Here is a 15,999-nt window from a genome sequence, read left to right as displayed (position 1 = left end):
TGGTTGTTACTCTGATCTGCCCAATCGCGATGGACGAAGGTCTACGTTTCGCTATCCGTGAAGGTGGCCGTACAGTTGGTGCTGGTGTTGTAGCTAAGATCATCGCTTAATCGCTTTGATTTTAAACTGACACTGAAAAAGGCAGCTTAGGCTGCCTTTTTTGTTTTAAGTGATTTAGATTTTGTGTTTATCGGGCTGCAGCTTGCCTTGCCAACAGCACCGAATAAGAATACAATCTATGGCCGATTTTTGACCCTCTGGGCTTACTGTTTGCTCTGGGAGTAAGTTCGGAGAATGTAGTGGTATGGTCAGGGTGAGCGCTGTTTTGCCTGATGTTAAAAACTGACCAGACTTAAGCTCAGGTCGTAATGAGTAACGGAATTAACCGATGACAACAAATACTGAAAACCAGGGAAATTCTCTGGATATCGTTAAATGGGGCGTAGTAGTTATTCTGCTAGCGGCGGCCATTATTGCTAATCAGATGTATAGCGAAGCTAGTGTATTGGTTCGTGCTATCGGTGTCGTAGTGGCATTTGCGATAGCAGGTTTTATCGCACTTCAAACTGAGAAGGGTAAGCAAGCACTGTCTTTTGCTCGTGAATCTCATATTGAAGTACGTAAAGTAGTTTGGCCGACGCGTCAAGAAGCCCTAAATACGACATTTATCGTACTAGCGGCAACAGGCATACTTGCATTGATTCTTTGGGGAATGGACGCGGTATTGCTGAGAATTGTTAATTTTATTACGGGCGTATAGGCATTTCCTATGACTGAAGCTAAAAAAAGATGGTATGTGGTTCAGGCCTTTTCAGGTTATGAAGGTCGTGTATGCAAATCATTGCTTGAACACATCAAAATGCACGGTATGGAGCACTATTTCGGCGAGGTACTAGTACCGACCGAGGAAGTAGTCGAAATGCGTGCAGGTCAGCGTCGTAAGAGTGAGCGTAAGTTCTTCCCTGGCTATGTGTTAGTGCAGATGGAAATGAACGATGAAAGCTGGCACTTAGTGAAGAGCATCCCGCGTGTGATGGGTTTCATCGGTGGGACTTCAGATCGTCCAGCGCCTATCTCCGATCGCGAGGCAGATGCAATTCTGCAGCGTCTACAAGAGACTACTGAGTCACCGACTCATCGCGTGATGTTTGAGCCAGGTGAAGTGGTTCGTGTAACCGATGGTCCATTTGCCGACTTTAATGGCACAGTGGAAGAGGTTGACTACGAGAAGAACCGCGTCAAGGTGTCGGTAATGATCTTCGGTCGTTCAACGCCTGTAGAGCTAGATTTCAGCCAGATCGAAAAAAGCTGATTAAATAAAGCACAAAACGTATTGGAAATGGGTGCGGATTTTTGTATAATCCGCACCCATTATTTTCGGGGAGCTAATCGGCATGTCGCCGCTAGCGTTTGTACCCAAACTTGAGGAAAATGTCTCATGGCAAAGAAAGTTGATGGTTACATCAAACTACAAGTAGCAGCCGGTGCTGCAAACCCGTCGCCACCAGTTGGTCCTGCATTGGGTCAAAAAGGTGTTAACATCATGGAATTCTGTAAAGCATTCAACGCTCGTACTGAAAAGTTCGAGAAAGGTATGCCGATTCCAGTTGTGATCACAGTTTACACTGATCGCTCTTTCACTTTTGAAACTAAGACTCCACCTGCTTCATTCCTGCTGCTTAAAGCTGCTGGTCTTAAGTCAGGTTCTGGCCGTCCTAACACTGAAAAAGTGGGAACTATCAAGCGTAGCGCTGTCCAGGAAATCGCTGAGACTAAAGCCGCTGATATGACTGGTGCTGACATTGAAGCGATGACTCGCTCAATCGAAGGTACTGCGCGTTCAATGGGTTTGGTAGTAGAGGATTAATATCATGGCAAAGCTAACTAAACGCGCGCGTTTGATCCGCGAAAAAGTAGAAGCAACTAAGAGCTACGACATCAACGAAGCTGTTGCATTACTTAAAGAACTAGCTACTGCTAAGTTCGTTGAAAGTGTTGACGTTGCGGTTAACCTAGGTGTTGACCCACGTAAATCAGACCAAAACGTTCGTGGTGCTACTGTACTACCACACGGTACTGGTCGTGATGTACGTGTTGCTGTGTTTACTCAAGGTGCTAACGCTGACGCCGCTAAAGAAGCTGGTGCTGAGCTAGTTGGTATGGACGAGCTTGCTGCACAAGTTAAAGCTGGTGAAATGAACTTCGACGTAGTTATCGCATCTCCTGATGCAATGCGCGTTGTTGGTCAGTTAGGTCAAATCTTAGGCCCACGTGGTCTGATGCCTAACCCTAAGACAGGTACTGTAACGCCTAACGTTGCTGAAGCTGTTAAGAATGCAAAAGCTGGTCAGGTTCGCTACCGTAACGATAAGAACGGTATCATCCACACTACCATCGGTAAAGTGGACTTCGAACCTGTTCAACTGAAAGAAAACCTGGACGCACTACTAGGCGCGCTTATCAAAGCTAAGCCTGCTTCTGCGAAAGGCGTTTTCGTTAAGAAAGTAAGCATCTCTACCACTATGGGTGCAGGTGTTGCGGTTGATCAGAGCACTCTGAATCCATCAGCTTAATTTCTTAGCTTGTTTTACAAGGTGTGGGTATTAGTCTATAATGCGCGCACCTTGTGGGTTGAGGACTATTTTCACTTGTGGATTTAGTTCACGTCCAAGATCGTAGGTGTTAGCGATAGCGTTAACTTAATTTCCTACGTAGACGGTGTCGGACCCCAGATAGATTTTATTCTGCCTGGATATTCGCGCCGTAAGTAACTGAGTATCTTGATACTTAGTATGGTAATTGCTAGGGAATTCCCTAGATTGAATCCAGGAGTAAAGCCAATGGCATTAAGACTCGAAGACAAAAAAGCGATTGTTGCTGAAGTCAACGAAGCTGCCAAAGGTGCTTTATCTGCAGTTGTTGCCGATTCTCGCGGTGTAACTGTAGGTGATATGACCGGTCTTCGTAAAACCGCTCGTGAATCTGGTGTTTACGTTAAAGTTGTACGTAACACACTAGTTAAGCGCGCTGTTGAAGGTACTGCTTTTGAGTGCCTAGCTGAGACGTTTACTGGTCCTACTTTGATTGCATTCTCTAATGAGCACCCAGGTGCAGCTGCGCGTCTTCTTAAAGATTTCGCTAAAGCGCAAGAGAAATTTGAAATCAAAGCAGCAGCCTTTGAAGGGGAATTAATCCCTGCAAGCGACATTGATCGTTTAGCAAAACTACCAACATACGAAGAAGCACTAGCACAGTTCATGATGACTCTGAAAGAAGCATCAGCTGGCAAGTTCGTTCGTACATTGGCCGCTCTACGCGATCAGAAAGAAGCTGCTTAATTTTACAAGCCGCTTAAATAAATTGAATTCAGTACAATTAGGAATTTTTTGTTATGTCTATCACTAAAGACCAAATCTTAGAAGCCCTTGCAGAAATGTCTGTAATGGAAGTTGTTGAACTAATCGAAGCAATGGAAGAGAAGTTCGGCGTATCTGCCGCTGCTGCTGTTGTTTCTGGTGGTGCTGATGCAGGCGCTGCTGCTGAAGAGAAGACAGAATTCGACGTAATTCTTACTTCACACGGCGACAACAAAGTTGCAGTAATTAAAGCTCTTCGTGGCGCTACAGGTCTAGGCCTGAAAGAAGCCAAAGGTATGGCTGAATCAGCTCCAGTAGCTGTTAAAGAAGCTATCTCTAAAGAAGAAGCTGAAGCTCTTAAGACTGAACTTGAAGCAGCTGGTGCTGCAGTAGAGATCAAGTAAGTTATACTCTAACTTACAACCTCCCGAGTGATCGGGCGGAGGCTGGCGGTTTTTTAACCGTCGGCCTTTTTTGCGCTGTAAGCGTAGGCGATTTTTTTTTCACCGTTTGTCGCCAGATTTCGCAGTTCCTAGCAGAGATTATTGGTTAGGTTCTTGCTTTCAACGGTGATGGGCAAACGTGCTGTTGCAACCTAAGGTTGTTTCAGTCTTGGTCATATCTCGCAATCAGAGGAAACCCATGGTTTACTCCTATTCTGAAAAGAAGCGTATTCGCAAAGACTTTGGTAAGCGTCCACAAGTGTTGGATATCCCTTACCTTCTGTCAATCCAGTTGGACTCGTTTAAGAAGTTCACCGATCAAGATCCTACAGGTGAGCGTGGTTTAGAAGCCGCTTTCCGTAGCGTTTTTCCCATCAAGAGCTTTTCTGGTAATTCAGAGCTGCAATATGTCAGCTATAAGCTAGGTGAGCCAGTTTTTGATGTGAAAGAGTGTCAAATTCGCGGTGTTACATACTCTGCGCCACTACGCGTTAAACTGCGTATGGTGTTGTATGATCGTGAAGCTGCGCCTGGCACAGTAAAAGACATCAAAGAACAAGAAGTCTACATGGGGGATATCCCTCTGATGACTGAAAACGGTACCTTTGTTATCAATGGTACTGAGCGTGTTATCGTATCTCAGCTACACCGAAGTCCAGGTGTATTCTTCGATCACGACCGTGGTAAGACCCACTCTTCTGGTAAGGTGCTTTATAACGCACGTATTATTCCTTACCGTGGTTCATGGTTAGACTTTGAATTCGATCCTAAAGATGCACTGTTTGTACGTATTGACCGTCGTCGTAAGCTTGCGGCGTCAATCATCCTACGTGCACTGGATTACTCTACCCAGGATATCCTAGATCTGTTCTTCGAACGTGTTCAGTACAAGATCAAGAAAGATACCTTGGTGATGACGCTAGTTGCAGACCGTCTACGTGGCGAGACTGCAAGCTATGACATCAAAGATGCTGAAGGTAACATCTTAGTTGAGAAAGGGCGTCGCATTACTGCACGTCACATTCGTCAACTTGAAAAGACAAATACCACAGAGCTTGAAGTACCTGTTGAGTACATTTCGGGTAAGATCGCTGCACAAGATTACATCGACCCAGATACGGGCGAAGTATTGGTTTCTGCTAACGCCGAAATCAGCCTTGAAGATCTTGCTAAGCTATCTATGGCCGGCATCAAAGAGATCGACACCCTGTACATCAACGAGCTTGATCACGGTGCCTACATCTCTGACACATTGCGTATCGATTCAACCACTAACCGTTTAGAGGCTTTGGTTGAAATCTATCGCATGATGCGTCCTGGCGAGCCGCCAACCAAGGATGCTGCCGAAGCGCTATTCCAAAACCTCTTCTTCAGTGAAGAGCGTTATGACCTGTCTAAAGTGGGTCGTATGAAGTTCAACCGTCGTCTCGGTATCGATGATGACGAAGGTACAGGTATCCTGACCAAAGAAGATATCGTTGCAGTAATGCAAAACATCATCAAGATCCGTAACGGTAATGATGAAGTGGATGATATCGATCACTTAGGTAACCGTCGTATCCGTAGTGTTGGTGAAATGGCTGAAAACCAGTTCCGTGTCGGTCTTGTTCGTGTAGAACGTGCCGTACGTGAGCGTCTAAGCCTTGGCGATCTTAACGAGCTGATGCCACAAGATCTAATCAACGCTAAGCCAATTTCTGCGGCAGTGAAAGAGTTCTTCGGCTCATCTCAGCTGTCTCAGTTCATGGACCAAAACAACCCGCTGTCAGAAGTGACTCACAAGCGTCGTATTTCGGCTCTTGGCCCAGGCGGTTTGACCCGTGAGCGTGCAGGTTTCGAGGTTCGAGACGTTCACCCAACTCACTATGGTCGTCTATGTCCAATTGAGACCCCTGAAGGTCCAAACATTGGTCTGATCAACTCGTTAGCAAGCTTCGCGCGCACTAACTCTTATGGCTTCTTAGAAACACCATACCGCAAGGTAGTTGATGGTGTGATCACTGACCAGGTCGACTACCTGTCAGCTATCGAAGAAGGTCGTTATGTGATCGCTCAGGCGAACATCGAAGTTGATGCGACTGGCCGTATGGTTGAAGAGCAGATCGCGTGTCGTCATAAGGGTGAATCTACCTTTATGCGTGCTGCAGACGTTCAATATATGGACGTATCACCACAACAGATCATCTCTGTGGCGGCATCTTTGATTCCGTTCCTAGAACACGATGATGCGAACCGTGCATTGATGGGTGCGAACATGCAACGTCAGGCGGTACCAACACTTAGAGCTGACAAGCCTCTGGTTGGTACAGGTATTGAGCGCACATTGGCTGTTGACTCAGGCGTGGTTGTTGCGGCTAAGCGTGGCGGTTACGTTGATTATGTCGATGCAAGCCGTATCGTGGTTAAGGTCAATGAAGATGAATTGACACCTGGTGAAGCGGGTATCGATATCTACAACCTGACTAAGTACACCCGTTCTAACCAGAACACATGTATCAACCAGCGTCCATGTTGTAGCGTTGGCGATCCAGTTGTTCGTGGTGATGTTCTAGCCGATGGTCCATCTACCGATTTAGGTGATTTGGCTCTTGGTCAGAACATGCGTATCGCGTTCATGCCTTGGAACGGTTACAACTTCGAGGATTCGATCTTAATCTCTGAGCGCGTAGCGCAAGAGGATCGTTTCACCACTATCCACATTCAAGAGCTTTCTTGTATCGCTCGTGATACTAAGCTGGGTAGCGAAGAGATCACTGCCGATATTCCTAACGTTGGTGAGTCTGCGCTATCTAAGCTGGACGAGTCAGGTATCGTTTATATCGGTGCAGAAGTGAAGGGTGGCGACATCCTAGTTGGTAAGGTTACACCTAAGGGTGAAACTCAGCTGACCCCAGAAGAGAAGCTATTGCGTGCAATCTTCGGTGAGAAGGCTTCTGACGTTAAAGACAGCTCTCTACGCGTACCTAACTCTGTTAAGGGTACTATCATCGACGTTCAGGTATTTACCCGTGACGGCGTTGAGAAAGACAAGCGTGCGGTAGAGATCGAAGAGATGCACATCGCTCAGGCTAAGAAAGACCTGACCGAAGAGTTCAAGATCCTTGAAGAAGGTGTCTTTGGCCGTGCACGTAACCTGTTAGCCGCTTCAGGCTTTAGCGAAGCAGAGCTTGATGCACTGCCACGTCCTCAACTATTGGTGCAAACCATTGATGACGAAGGTAAGCAAACTGAGCTTGAGCAGCTAGCCGAGCAGCATGAAGAGCTAAAAGCTGACTTCGATAAGAAGTTTGAAATTAAACGCCGTAAGATCACCCAAGGTGATGACTTGGCGCCTGGCGTACTTAAGATCGTTAAGGTTTACCTAGCGGTTAAGCGTACTATCCAGCCTGGTGACAAGATGGCGGGTCGTCACGGTAACAAGGGTGTGATCTCTAAGATCAACCCAGTTGAAGATATGCCGTACGACGAAAAGGGTAACCCAGTGGACATCGTCTTGAACCCACTAGGTGTACCATCACGTATGAACATAGGTCAGGTTCTTGAAGTGCACTTAGGTGCCGCAGCCAAGGGCATAGGTGATCGCATCACCGCTATGCTTGAAGAGCAGCGTGAACTTGCAGAGCTTCGTGGCTACATCAAGAAGGTGTACGAATTAGGTGAAGACGTGCAGCAGCAGGTCGATATCGACTCGTTCACCGATGAAGAAGTTCTACGTCTTGCTAAGAACCTCAAAGGCGGTATTCCGACTGCGACTCCGGCATTCGACGGCGCGAAAGAGAAAGAGATTAAGGAAATGCTAGAACTAGCAGGTCTGCCAACCTCTGGACAGCTTAAGTTGTTTGACGGTCGTACCGGTAATGAGTTTGAACGCCCAGTAACCGTTGGTTACATGTACATGCTTAAACTTAACCACTTGGTTGACGATAAGATGCACGCGCGTTCAACAGGTTCTTACAGTCTTGTTACTCAGCAGCCTCTGGGCGGTAAAGCTCAGTTTGGTGGTCAGCGTTTCGGTGAGATGGAAGTATGGGCACTTGAAGCATACGGTGCTGCTTACACTCTACAAGAAATGCTTACTGTTAAGTCTGATGACGTTAACGGTCGTACTCAGATGTATAAGAACATCGTCGACGGTAACCATCAGATGCAACCAGGTATGCCTGAGTCCTTCAACGTATTGCTGAAGGAGATCCGTTCACTCGGTATTAATATCGAGTTGGATCAAGAGTAAGACTTGGCCATCGCCGAAGTTTGGCAATAAACGGTGCTCTGCGAGAGCAGGGCACCTGGTTTAACTCCTTCAGGAGAGAAACGTGAAAGACTTATTAAAGTTTCTGAAACAGCAAAGCAAGACTGAAGAATTTGAAGGCATCAAGATCGGCCTAGCGTCGCCAGATCTGATCCGCTCTTGGTCATTTGGTGAAGTTAAGAAGCCAGAAACCATCAACTACCGTACTTTCAAGCCTGAGCGTGAAGGTTTGTTCTGTGCGCGTATTTTTGGTCCAGTTAAAGACTACGAGTGTTTATGCGGTAAGTATAAGCGTCTAAAGCACCGTGGTGTGATTTGTGAAAAGTGTGGCGTAGAAGTTACCCAGACTAAAGTGCGTCGTGAGCGTATGGGTCACATCGATCTCGCTAGCCCAGTGGCACACATTTGGTTCTTAAAGTCACTTCCGTCTCGTATCGGTTTGATGCTGGATATGACTCTGCGTGATATCGAGCGCGTACTTTACTTCGAATCATTTGTAGTGATCGAGCCTGGCATGACCAGCCTTGAGCGCGGCCAAATGCTGACTGAAGAAAACTACCTCGACGCACTCGAAGAGTACGGTGATGAGTTTGAAGCTAAGATGGGTGCCGAAGCGGTACTTGAGCTGCTACGTGCTATCGATCTTGAGAAAGAGATTGAAGAGATGCGCGAAGAGCTGCCATCGATCAACTCTGAGACTCGTCGTAAGAAGATCACTAAGCGTCTAAAGCTCATTGAAGCTTTCTTCACTTCAGGCAACAAGCCAGAGTGGATGATCCTCAAGGTGCTACCGGTTCTGCCACCTGATCTACGTCCTCTAGTTCCGCTAGATGGCGGTCGTTTTGCTACGTCTGATTTGAACGACCTTTATCGTCGTGTGATCAACCGTAACAACCGTTTGAAGCGTCTACTAGACCTGGCCGCACCAGACATCATCGTACGTAACGAAAAACGTATGCTGCAAGAGTCTGTCGATGCGCTATTAGATAACGGTCGTCGTGGTCGTGCTATTACGGGTTCTAACAAGCGTCCGCTTAAATCTTTGGCCGATATGATCAAAGGTAAGCAAGGTCGTTTCCGTCAGAACCTGCTCGGTAAGCGTGTTGACTACTCTGGTCGTTCGGTAATTACCGTTGGTCCTACTCTGCGTCTACATCAGTGTGGTCTTCCTAAGAAGATGGCACTGGAACTGTTTAAGCCATTCATCTATGGCAAGCTTGAAGGTCGCGGTCTAGCCACGACAATTAAAGCGGCTAAGAAGATGGTTGAGCGCGAAGTACCTGAGGTTTGGGACGTACTTGATGACGTGATCCGCGAACACCCAGTAATGCTTAACCGTGCACCAACACTGCACAGATTGGGTATTCAGGCGTTCGAACCTGTACTGATTGAAGGTAAAGCGATTCAACTGCACCCATTGGTGTGTGCGGCCTATAACGCTGACTTCGACGGTGACCAAATGGCGGTTCACGTGCCACTGACGCTAGAAGCTCAGTTAGAAGCACGTTCACTCATGATGTCGACCAACAACATTCTGTCACCTGCAAACGGTGAGCCGGTGATCACACCGTCACAGGACGTTGTATTGGGTCTGTACTACACCAGCCGTGAATGTGTAAACGGCCGCGGTGAAGGTATGGCCTTCGAATCAGTTGCAGAAGTTGAAAAAGCTTACCGCACTGGTGTTGCCGAGCTACATGCTCGCGTTAAGGTTCGTATCACTGAAACCACTATTGGTGAAAATGGTGAGCATACCGAGTCACGTCGCATTGTCGATACGACTGTAGGTCGTGCATTACTATCTCAGGTACTGCCAAAAGGTCTGTCTTATGATTTGGTTAACCAAAACATGGGCAAGAAGCAGATCTCTAAGCTACTGAACACCTGTTACCGTCAGTTGGGTCTGAAAGATACTGTTATCTTTGCTGACCAATTGATGTATACCGGTTTCCACTTTGCGACCGTATCGGGTGCCTCTGTAGGTATCAACGACATGGTGATCCCGGATGAGAAGTACACGCTTGTTGCTGATGCAGAAGCTGAAGTGCTTGAGATCCAGGAGCAGTTCCAGTCGGGTCTTGTAACCGCCGGTGAGCGTTACAACAAGGTTATCGATATCTGGGCAAGTGCGAACGAAAAGGTTTCTAAAGCGATGATGGATAACCTGTCTACTGAGACAGTGATTAACCGTGATGGCGAAGAAGAGACACAAGCTTCGTTCAACAGCATCTACATGATGGCCGACTCAGGCGCTCGTGGTAGTGCTGCACAGATTCGTCAGCTAGCGGGTATGCGTGGTCTGATGGCTAAGCCAGATGGCTCGATCATCGAAACCCCAATTACCGCGAACTTCCGTGAAGGTCTAAACGTACTCCAGTACTTTATCTCTACTCACGGTGCGCGTAAGGGTCTAGCGGATACGGCACTTAAGACAGCGAACTCGGGTTACCTGACTCGTCGTCTGGTTGACGTTGCACAAGACTTAGTCGTTATCGAAGAAGATTGTGGTACCCACGAAGGTCTGACCATGAAGCCGCTGATTGAAGGTGGTGACGTAGTTGAGGCGTTACGTGAGCGTGTTCTGGGCCGTGTGGTTGCAGAAGATGTTTACTACCCAGGTACTGAAGATGTGCTTGCTCCACGCAACACGCTGCTTGACGAGGCTTGGTGTGACAAGCTCGAAGAGCACTCTATCGATGAAGTTATCGTACGTTCAGTAATTAGCTGTGACACTGATTTCGGTGTATGTGCGGCGTGTTACGGTCGTGACTTGGCTCGTGGTCATCTGATCAACCAAGGTGAAGCTATCGGTGTTGTTGCTGCTCAGTCAATCGGTGAGCCTGGTACACAGCTGACGATGCGTACCTTCCACATTGGTGGTGCGGCATCGAGAGCATCTGCAGAGAACAACGTACAGGTGAAGAATGCCGGTACCGTTAAGCTGCACAACGCTAAGCACGTTAGCAACTCAGACGGTAAGCTGGTTATCGTATCGCGTTCATCTGAAATCGCGATTATCGATGAGCTGGGTCGTGAGAAAGAGCGTTACAAGGTGCCTTACGGTACTATCCTGGAGAAGCTAGAAGATGCATCGGTTAACGCCGGTGAAGTCATCGCTAACTGGGATCCGCATACTCACCCAATCGTTTCTGAAGTAGCGGGTAGCATTAAGTTTGTCGATATGATTGAAGGTGTCACCATGACACGTCAAACCGACGAACTAACGGGTCTATCTTCAATCGTGGTGCTAGATGTTGGTCAACGTCCTTCTGCTGGTAAAGAGATGCGTCCTGCGATTCGTCTGGTTGGGGCCGATGGCAACGACTTGATGATCCCAGGTACCGAAGTACCAGCTCAGTACTTCCTACCAGGCAAGGCGATTGTTAACCAAGACGATAATGCACAAATTGCCGTGGGTGACGCGCTTGCACGTATTCCACAAGAATCGTCTAAGACTCGCGATATTACCGGTGGTCTACCGCGCGTTGCTGACTTGTTCGAAGCGCGTAAGCCAAAAGAGCCTGCGATTCTGGCAGAGTACTCAGGTACTATCTCCTTCGGTAAAGAGACCAAAGGTAAGCGTCGTCTAGTGATAACGCCTGCTGATGGTGGTAAGCCATATGAAGAGATGATTCCTAAGTGGCGTAACCTGAACGTGTTCGAAGGTGAGAAAGTTGAACGCGGTGAAGTGATCGCCGACGGTCCAGAAGCTGCACACGACATTCTGCGTCTACGTGGTATCCACAAGGTGGCTAACTACATCGTTAACGAAGTCCAAGACGTATACCGTCTACAGGGCGTGAAGATTAACGATAAGCACATCGAAGTGATTATCCGTCAGATGCTGCGTAAGTGTGAGATCACTGAGTCTGGTGACAGTGACTTCCTACCGGGCGAACAGGTTGAAGTGTCACGCGTGAAGATCGCTAACCGCGAACTTGAAGCGCAAGGCAAAGCACCTGCTAAGTTCGAACGTGAACTGCTAGGTATCACCAAGGCATCGTTGGCAACTGAGTCATTTATCTCAGCTGCATCCTTCCAGGAAACCACGCGCGTATTGACCGAAGCTGCCGTAGGCGGTAAGAGCGATAAGCTACGTGGCCTGAAAGAGAACGTGATCGTGGGTCGTCTGATCCCAGCGGGTACTGGTTATGCGTATCACAACAAGCGTAATCAGGCAGCACAAAGTGGTCCGGCAGAAGAAGTGCCGGCTATCAGTGCCAGTGAAGCAGAGCAGAACCTTGCCGATCTATTAAACCTGGCGGGAAGCCCTGATTAATCAGGCCTGTTGGTAAATAGATTGTAAAAAAGGCACCGCTGGTGCCTTTTTTTTACTTAAATTGGGTAAAAAGTTGGCTATTTCTTGACAGCGACCCATTACCTTTCTAAAATTTCGCGTCCCACACCTGTGGGATATAGATTTTTCACACCTTACTGTTGAGTTTATTCAACTGATTCGGAGCTATACATGGCAACTGTAAACCAGTTGGTACGTAAGCCTCGCTCGCCAAAAGTCATCAAGACTAATGTGCCTGCGTTGAATGCGTGTCCACAAAAACGTGGTGTTTGTACTCGCGTGTACACAACCACACCTAAAAAACCTAACTCTGCACTACGTAAAGTAGCTCGTGTGCGTCTAACTAACGGTTTCGAAGTAACTTCGTACATCGGCGGTGAAGGCCACAACCTGCAGGAACACAGCGTGATTCTAATCCGTGGTGGTCGTGTTAAAGACTTACCAGGTGTTCGTTATCACACTGTTCGTGGCGCATTAGACTGTGCTGGTGTTAGTGAGCGTCGTCAAGGACGTTCTAAGTACGGAGCTAAGCGTCCTAAGTCTTAACGTTTTCCGTTAAGTAAGGCCAAGCTAGAGATAATTGAGATTCCAGTTTTGGGGTCCCTGAAGCATACGGAGAAATTGTTATGCCAAGACGTCGCGTTGTAGGACAACGTAAAATCCTACCAGATCCAAAATTTAATAGTGAGTTGCTGGCTAAGTTCATCAACGTCATTATGCAGGACGGCAAAAAGTCGACTGCTGAAAAAATCATTTACAAGGCACTAGATGTTGTCGCTGAGAAGAAAGGCGAAGAGCACCTAGTAATCCTTGAAGCAGCCCTGGATAACGTTCGCCCAACTGTCGAGGTTAAGTCTCGTCGTGTTGGTGGTTCTACTTACCAGGTACCATGTGAAGTTCGTCCTGTGCGTCGTAACGCACTAGCGATGCGCTGGTTAGTTGAAGCTGCTCGTAAGCGTGGTGAAAAATCTATGGCTCTACGTCTAGCTGGTGAAATGCTAGATGCTGCCGAAAATAAAGGCACTGCTGTTAAGAAGCGCGAAGACGTGCATCGTATGGCAGAAGCAAACAAAGCGTTTGCTCATTACCGCTGGTAATCTTTTGGTGCAGGCGTTTGCCTGCACCATGTTTTACATCACTAAGGTTTTTACCTTAGTAAAGAGGGTTTAATCGTGGCTCGTACAACTCCAATTGAGCGCTACCGAAATATCGGTATTTGTGCTCACGTTGACGCAGGAAAAACCACAACAACAGAACGTGTCCTTTTCTACACCGGTATGTCTCATAAGATAGGTGAAGTTCATGATGGCGCAGCCACCATGGATTGGATGGAACAGGAGCAGGAGCGTGGTATTACTATCACCTCTGCGGCAACCACTACGTTCTGGCGCGGTATGGATGCTCAATTTACTGAGCATCGTATCAACATCATCGATACTCCTGGCCACGTTGACTTCACTATTGAAGTTGAACGTTCGCTGCGTGTACTTGATGGCGCAGTCGTTGTGTTCTGTGGTTCATCTGGTGTTGAACCTCAGTCCGAAACTGTATGGCGACAAGCGGACAAGTACCACGTCCCGCGCTTAGTGTTTGTCAATAAGATGGACCGCGCTGGTGCTGACTTTGAACGCGTCGTTGGACAGATACGTAACCGTCTGGGAGCGACCTGTGTACCGATCCAGTTAAATATCGGTGCAGAAGAAGAGTTTAAGGGTGTCATTGACCTAATCAAGATGAAGGCCATTAACTGGAACGAATCAGATCAAGGTATGACCTTCACTTATGAAGAAATTCCCGCAGAGCTGGCCGATAAGGCCGCTGAGATGCGTGAATACCTAGTTGAGAGTGCGGCCGAAGCCTCTGAAGAGCTGATGGATAAATACCTTGAAGAAGGTGAACTGTCAGAAGAAGAGATTAAGTCAGCATTACGTCAGCGAACTCTGGCTAACGAGATTGTCCTAGCTACCTGTGGTTCTGCATTTAAGAACAAAGGTGTCCAGGCTGTTCTCGATGCTGTGGTTGACTATTTGCCATCGCCAGTCGAAGTACCTGCTATTAAGGGTATCGACGACAAAGAGAATGAGGTTGAGCGTCCTGCGGACGACAACGCGCCTTTCTCTGCGTTAGCATTTAAGATCGCAACGGACCCATTCGTTGGAACGCTCACCTTTATGCGTGTTTATTCAGGCGTATTGGAAACCGGTTCAGGCGTATATAACTCGGTCAAACAAAAGCGTGAGCGTATTGGTCGTATGGTGCAGATGCACGCAAACGACCGTAAAGAGATCAAAGAAGTGCGCGCTGGCGACATCGCCGCTGCCATTGGTCTTAAAGATGTTACTACCGGTGACACCTTATGCGATGCTGACCATAAAGTTATTCTCGAACGTATGGAGTTCCCTGAGCCCGTAATCACGATTGCGGTGGAACCAAGATCCCAGGCCGACCAAGAGAAGATGGGGATTGCGCTGCAAAAGCTTGCTGCGGAAGATCCTTCATTCAGAGTCGAGACCAACGAAGAGTCGGGTCAAACCCTGATCTCGGGAATGGGTGAATTGCACTTAGACATCATCGTTGACCGTATGCGTCGCGAGTTTAGTGTCGAGTGTAACGTGGGTAAACCACAAGTCGCGTATCGTGAAACTATTCGCTCGCGTGTAGAAGTTGAAGGCAAGTTTGTGCGTCAATCGGGTGGCCGAGGTCAATTTGGTCATGTTTGGTTGCGGCTAGAACCTCAAGAAGAAGGTTTTGGCTACGAATTTGTCAACGAGGTTGTTGGTGGTGTTGTTCCAAGAGAATACATCCCTGCAGTAGATAAAGGTATCCAGGAACAGATGAAGAACGGTGTATTAGCCGGTTTCCCTGTACTGGACGTTAAAGTGACGCTGTTCGACGGCTCTTACCATGATGTCGACTCGAATGAAATGGCGTTTAAAGTTGCCGGTTCCATGGGCTTTAAGAAGGGTGCTCTCGAAGCAGATCCTGTGTTACTCGAACCTTGTATGAAGGTTGAAGTAACTACCCCTGAAAGTTACATGGGAGATGTAGTAGGCGACTTGAACAGACGTCGCGGCTTGATCGAAGGTATGGACGACGGCATTGGCGGCGTCAAAATCGTTCGAGCTGTAGTACCTCTATCTGAAATGTTTGGTTACGCAACGGACTTACGTAGTGCAACTCAAGGACGTGCTTCTTACTCTATGGAGTTCCTGAAGTACTCTGATGCACCGCAGAATGTTGCTAAATCAGTTATAGAAGCGCGCGGATAACCGCAAACTAGTCTATAACTCATAATTGAATGCTATTGCTCAGCGAGACTGAGCATTTCTGAAAAGAAAGGAATATATCGTGGCTAAAGAAAAATTTGAACGTAGTAAACCCCATGTTAACGTTGGTACCATCGGTCACGTTGACCATGGTAAAACAACTCTAACTGCTGCTATCTCTCACGTACTGACTAAGACGTACGGTGGTGAAGCTAAAGATTTCGCACAGATCGATAACGCTCCAGAAGAGCGTGAGCGCGGTATTACCATTAATACTTCTCACATCGAGTACGATACTCCTTCTCGTCACTACGCACACGTAGACTGCCCAGGCCACGCTGACTATGTTAAAAACATGATCACTGGTGCTGCACAGATGGACGGCGCT

The 15,999-nt window shown here is 47.6% G+C and carries 13 protein-coding genes; all 13 read left to right on the top strand.

Translation table 11 applies throughout. The features are described from left to right. Window positions 1-110 (top strand): EF-Tu C-terminal domain-related protein (locus L2712_RS18920; protein ID WP_131525872.1); only part of this gene is annotated, 110 nt, incomplete at its 5' end. Window positions 111-388: 278 nt separating this feature from the next. Beyond that, the gene (gene secE, locus L2712_RS18915; RefSeq protein WP_033540843.1) at window positions 389-760 is read left to right on the top strand and encodes a preprotein translocase subunit SecE; all 372 of its coding nucleotides are present in this window, start codon (window positions 389-391) and stop codon (window positions 758-760) included. Window positions 761-769: 9 nt separating this feature from the next. Then, entirely contained in the window at window positions 770-1,312 is a 543-nt protein-coding gene (gene nusG, locus L2712_RS18910; protein ID WP_011863955.1) for a transcription termination/antitermination protein NusG, read from the top strand. A gap of 126 nt (window positions 1,313-1,438) precedes the next feature. Continuing rightward, entirely contained in the window at window positions 1,439-1,867 is a 429-nt protein-coding gene (gene rplK / locus L2712_RS18905) for a 50S ribosomal protein L11 (RefSeq protein ID WP_011863956.1), read from the top strand. Between the two features lie 4 nt (window positions 1,868-1,871). Next, window positions 1,872-2,573, top strand: coding sequence for a 50S ribosomal protein L1 (gene rplA / locus L2712_RS18900; RefSeq protein ID WP_033540842.1), 702 nt, complete (start codon window positions 1,872-1,874; stop codon window positions 2,571-2,573). A 267-nt stretch (window positions 2,574-2,840) separates the two neighbouring features. Beyond that, a complete protein-coding gene (gene rplJ / locus L2712_RS18895) occupies window positions 2,841-3,338 on the top strand; it encodes a 50S ribosomal protein L10 (protein ID WP_033540841.1) in 498 nt (165 codons plus the stop codon). Between the two features lie 53 nt (window positions 3,339-3,391). After that, on the top strand, window positions 3,392-3,760 hold the full coding sequence (gene rplL / locus L2712_RS18890) for a 50S ribosomal protein L7/L12 (protein WP_033540840.1): 369 nt from the start codon (window positions 3,392-3,394) through the stop codon (window positions 3,758-3,760). A 238-nt stretch (window positions 3,761-3,998) separates the two neighbouring features. Next, window positions 3,999-8,030, top strand: a complete 4,032-nt coding sequence (gene rpoB / locus L2712_RS18885) for a DNA-directed RNA polymerase subunit beta (protein WP_033540839.1) — start codon at window positions 3,999-4,001, stop codon at window positions 8,028-8,030. An 82-nt stretch (window positions 8,031-8,112) separates the two neighbouring features. After that, a complete protein-coding gene (rpoC, locus tag L2712_RS18880) occupies window positions 8,113-12,327 on the top strand; it encodes a DNA-directed RNA polymerase subunit beta' (RefSeq protein WP_033540838.1) in 4,215 nt (1,404 codons plus the stop codon). Between the two features lie 189 nt (window positions 12,328-12,516). Further along, window positions 12,517-12,891 (top strand): 30S ribosomal protein S12, encoded by a 375-nt coding sequence (gene rpsL, locus L2712_RS18875; protein ID WP_011863962.1) that lies wholly within the window; start codon window positions 12,517-12,519, stop codon window positions 12,889-12,891. Window positions 12,892-12,971: 80 nt separating this feature from the next. Next, complete coding sequence (gene rpsG, locus L2712_RS18870) at window positions 12,972-13,442, top strand: 30S ribosomal protein S7 (RefSeq protein WP_011863963.1); 471 nt, start codon at window positions 12,972-12,974, stop codon at window positions 13,440-13,442. A gap of 75 nt (window positions 13,443-13,517) precedes the next feature. Continuing rightward, on the top strand, window positions 13,518-15,614 hold the full coding sequence (gene fusA, locus L2712_RS18865) for an elongation factor G (RefSeq protein ID WP_033540837.1): 2,097 nt from the start codon (window positions 13,518-13,520) through the stop codon (window positions 15,612-15,614). A gap of 79 nt (window positions 15,615-15,693) precedes the next feature. Beyond that, window positions 15,694-15,999 (top strand): GTP-binding protein (locus L2712_RS18860; protein WP_248978684.1); only part of this gene is annotated, 306 nt, incomplete at its 3' end.

This window comes from Shewanella marisflavi, assembly GCF_023283925.1.
GTDB classification, from domain to species: Bacteria; Pseudomonadota; Gammaproteobacteria; order Enterobacterales; family Shewanellaceae; genus Shewanella; species Shewanella marisflavi.
The sequence above is the reverse complement of the archived record's forward strand: the minus strand, read 5'-3'. Positions and strand labels throughout refer to the sequence as shown.

Bases quoted from the DNA above. Each gene is read 5' to 3' on its own strand.
- secE (WP_033540843.1), top strand. From the start codon at position 389: ATGACAACAAATACTGAAAACCAGGGAAATTCTCTGGATATCGTTAAA.
- nusG (WP_011863955.1), top strand. From the start codon at position 770: ATGACTGAAGCTAAAAAAAGATGGTATGTGGTTCAGGCCTTTTCAGGT.
- rplK (WP_011863956.1), top strand. From the start codon at position 1,439: ATGGCAAAGAAAGTTGATGGTTACATCAAACTACAAGTAGCAGCCGGT.
- rplA (WP_033540842.1), top strand. From the start codon at position 1,872: ATGGCAAAGCTAACTAAACGCGCGCGTTTGATCCGCGAAAAAGTAGAA.
- rplJ (WP_033540841.1), top strand. From the start codon at position 2,841: ATGGCATTAAGACTCGAAGACAAAAAAGCGATTGTTGCTGAAGTCAAC.
- rplL (WP_033540840.1), top strand. From the start codon at position 3,392: ATGTCTATCACTAAAGACCAAATCTTAGAAGCCCTTGCAGAAATGTCT.
- rpoB (WP_033540839.1), top strand. From the start codon at position 3,999: ATGGTTTACTCCTATTCTGAAAAGAAGCGTATTCGCAAAGACTTTGGT.
- rpsL (WP_011863962.1), top strand. From the start codon at position 12,517: ATGGCAACTGTAAACCAGTTGGTACGTAAGCCTCGCTCGCCAAAAGTC.
- rpsG (WP_011863963.1), top strand. From the start codon at position 12,972: ATGCCAAGACGTCGCGTTGTAGGACAACGTAAAATCCTACCAGATCCA.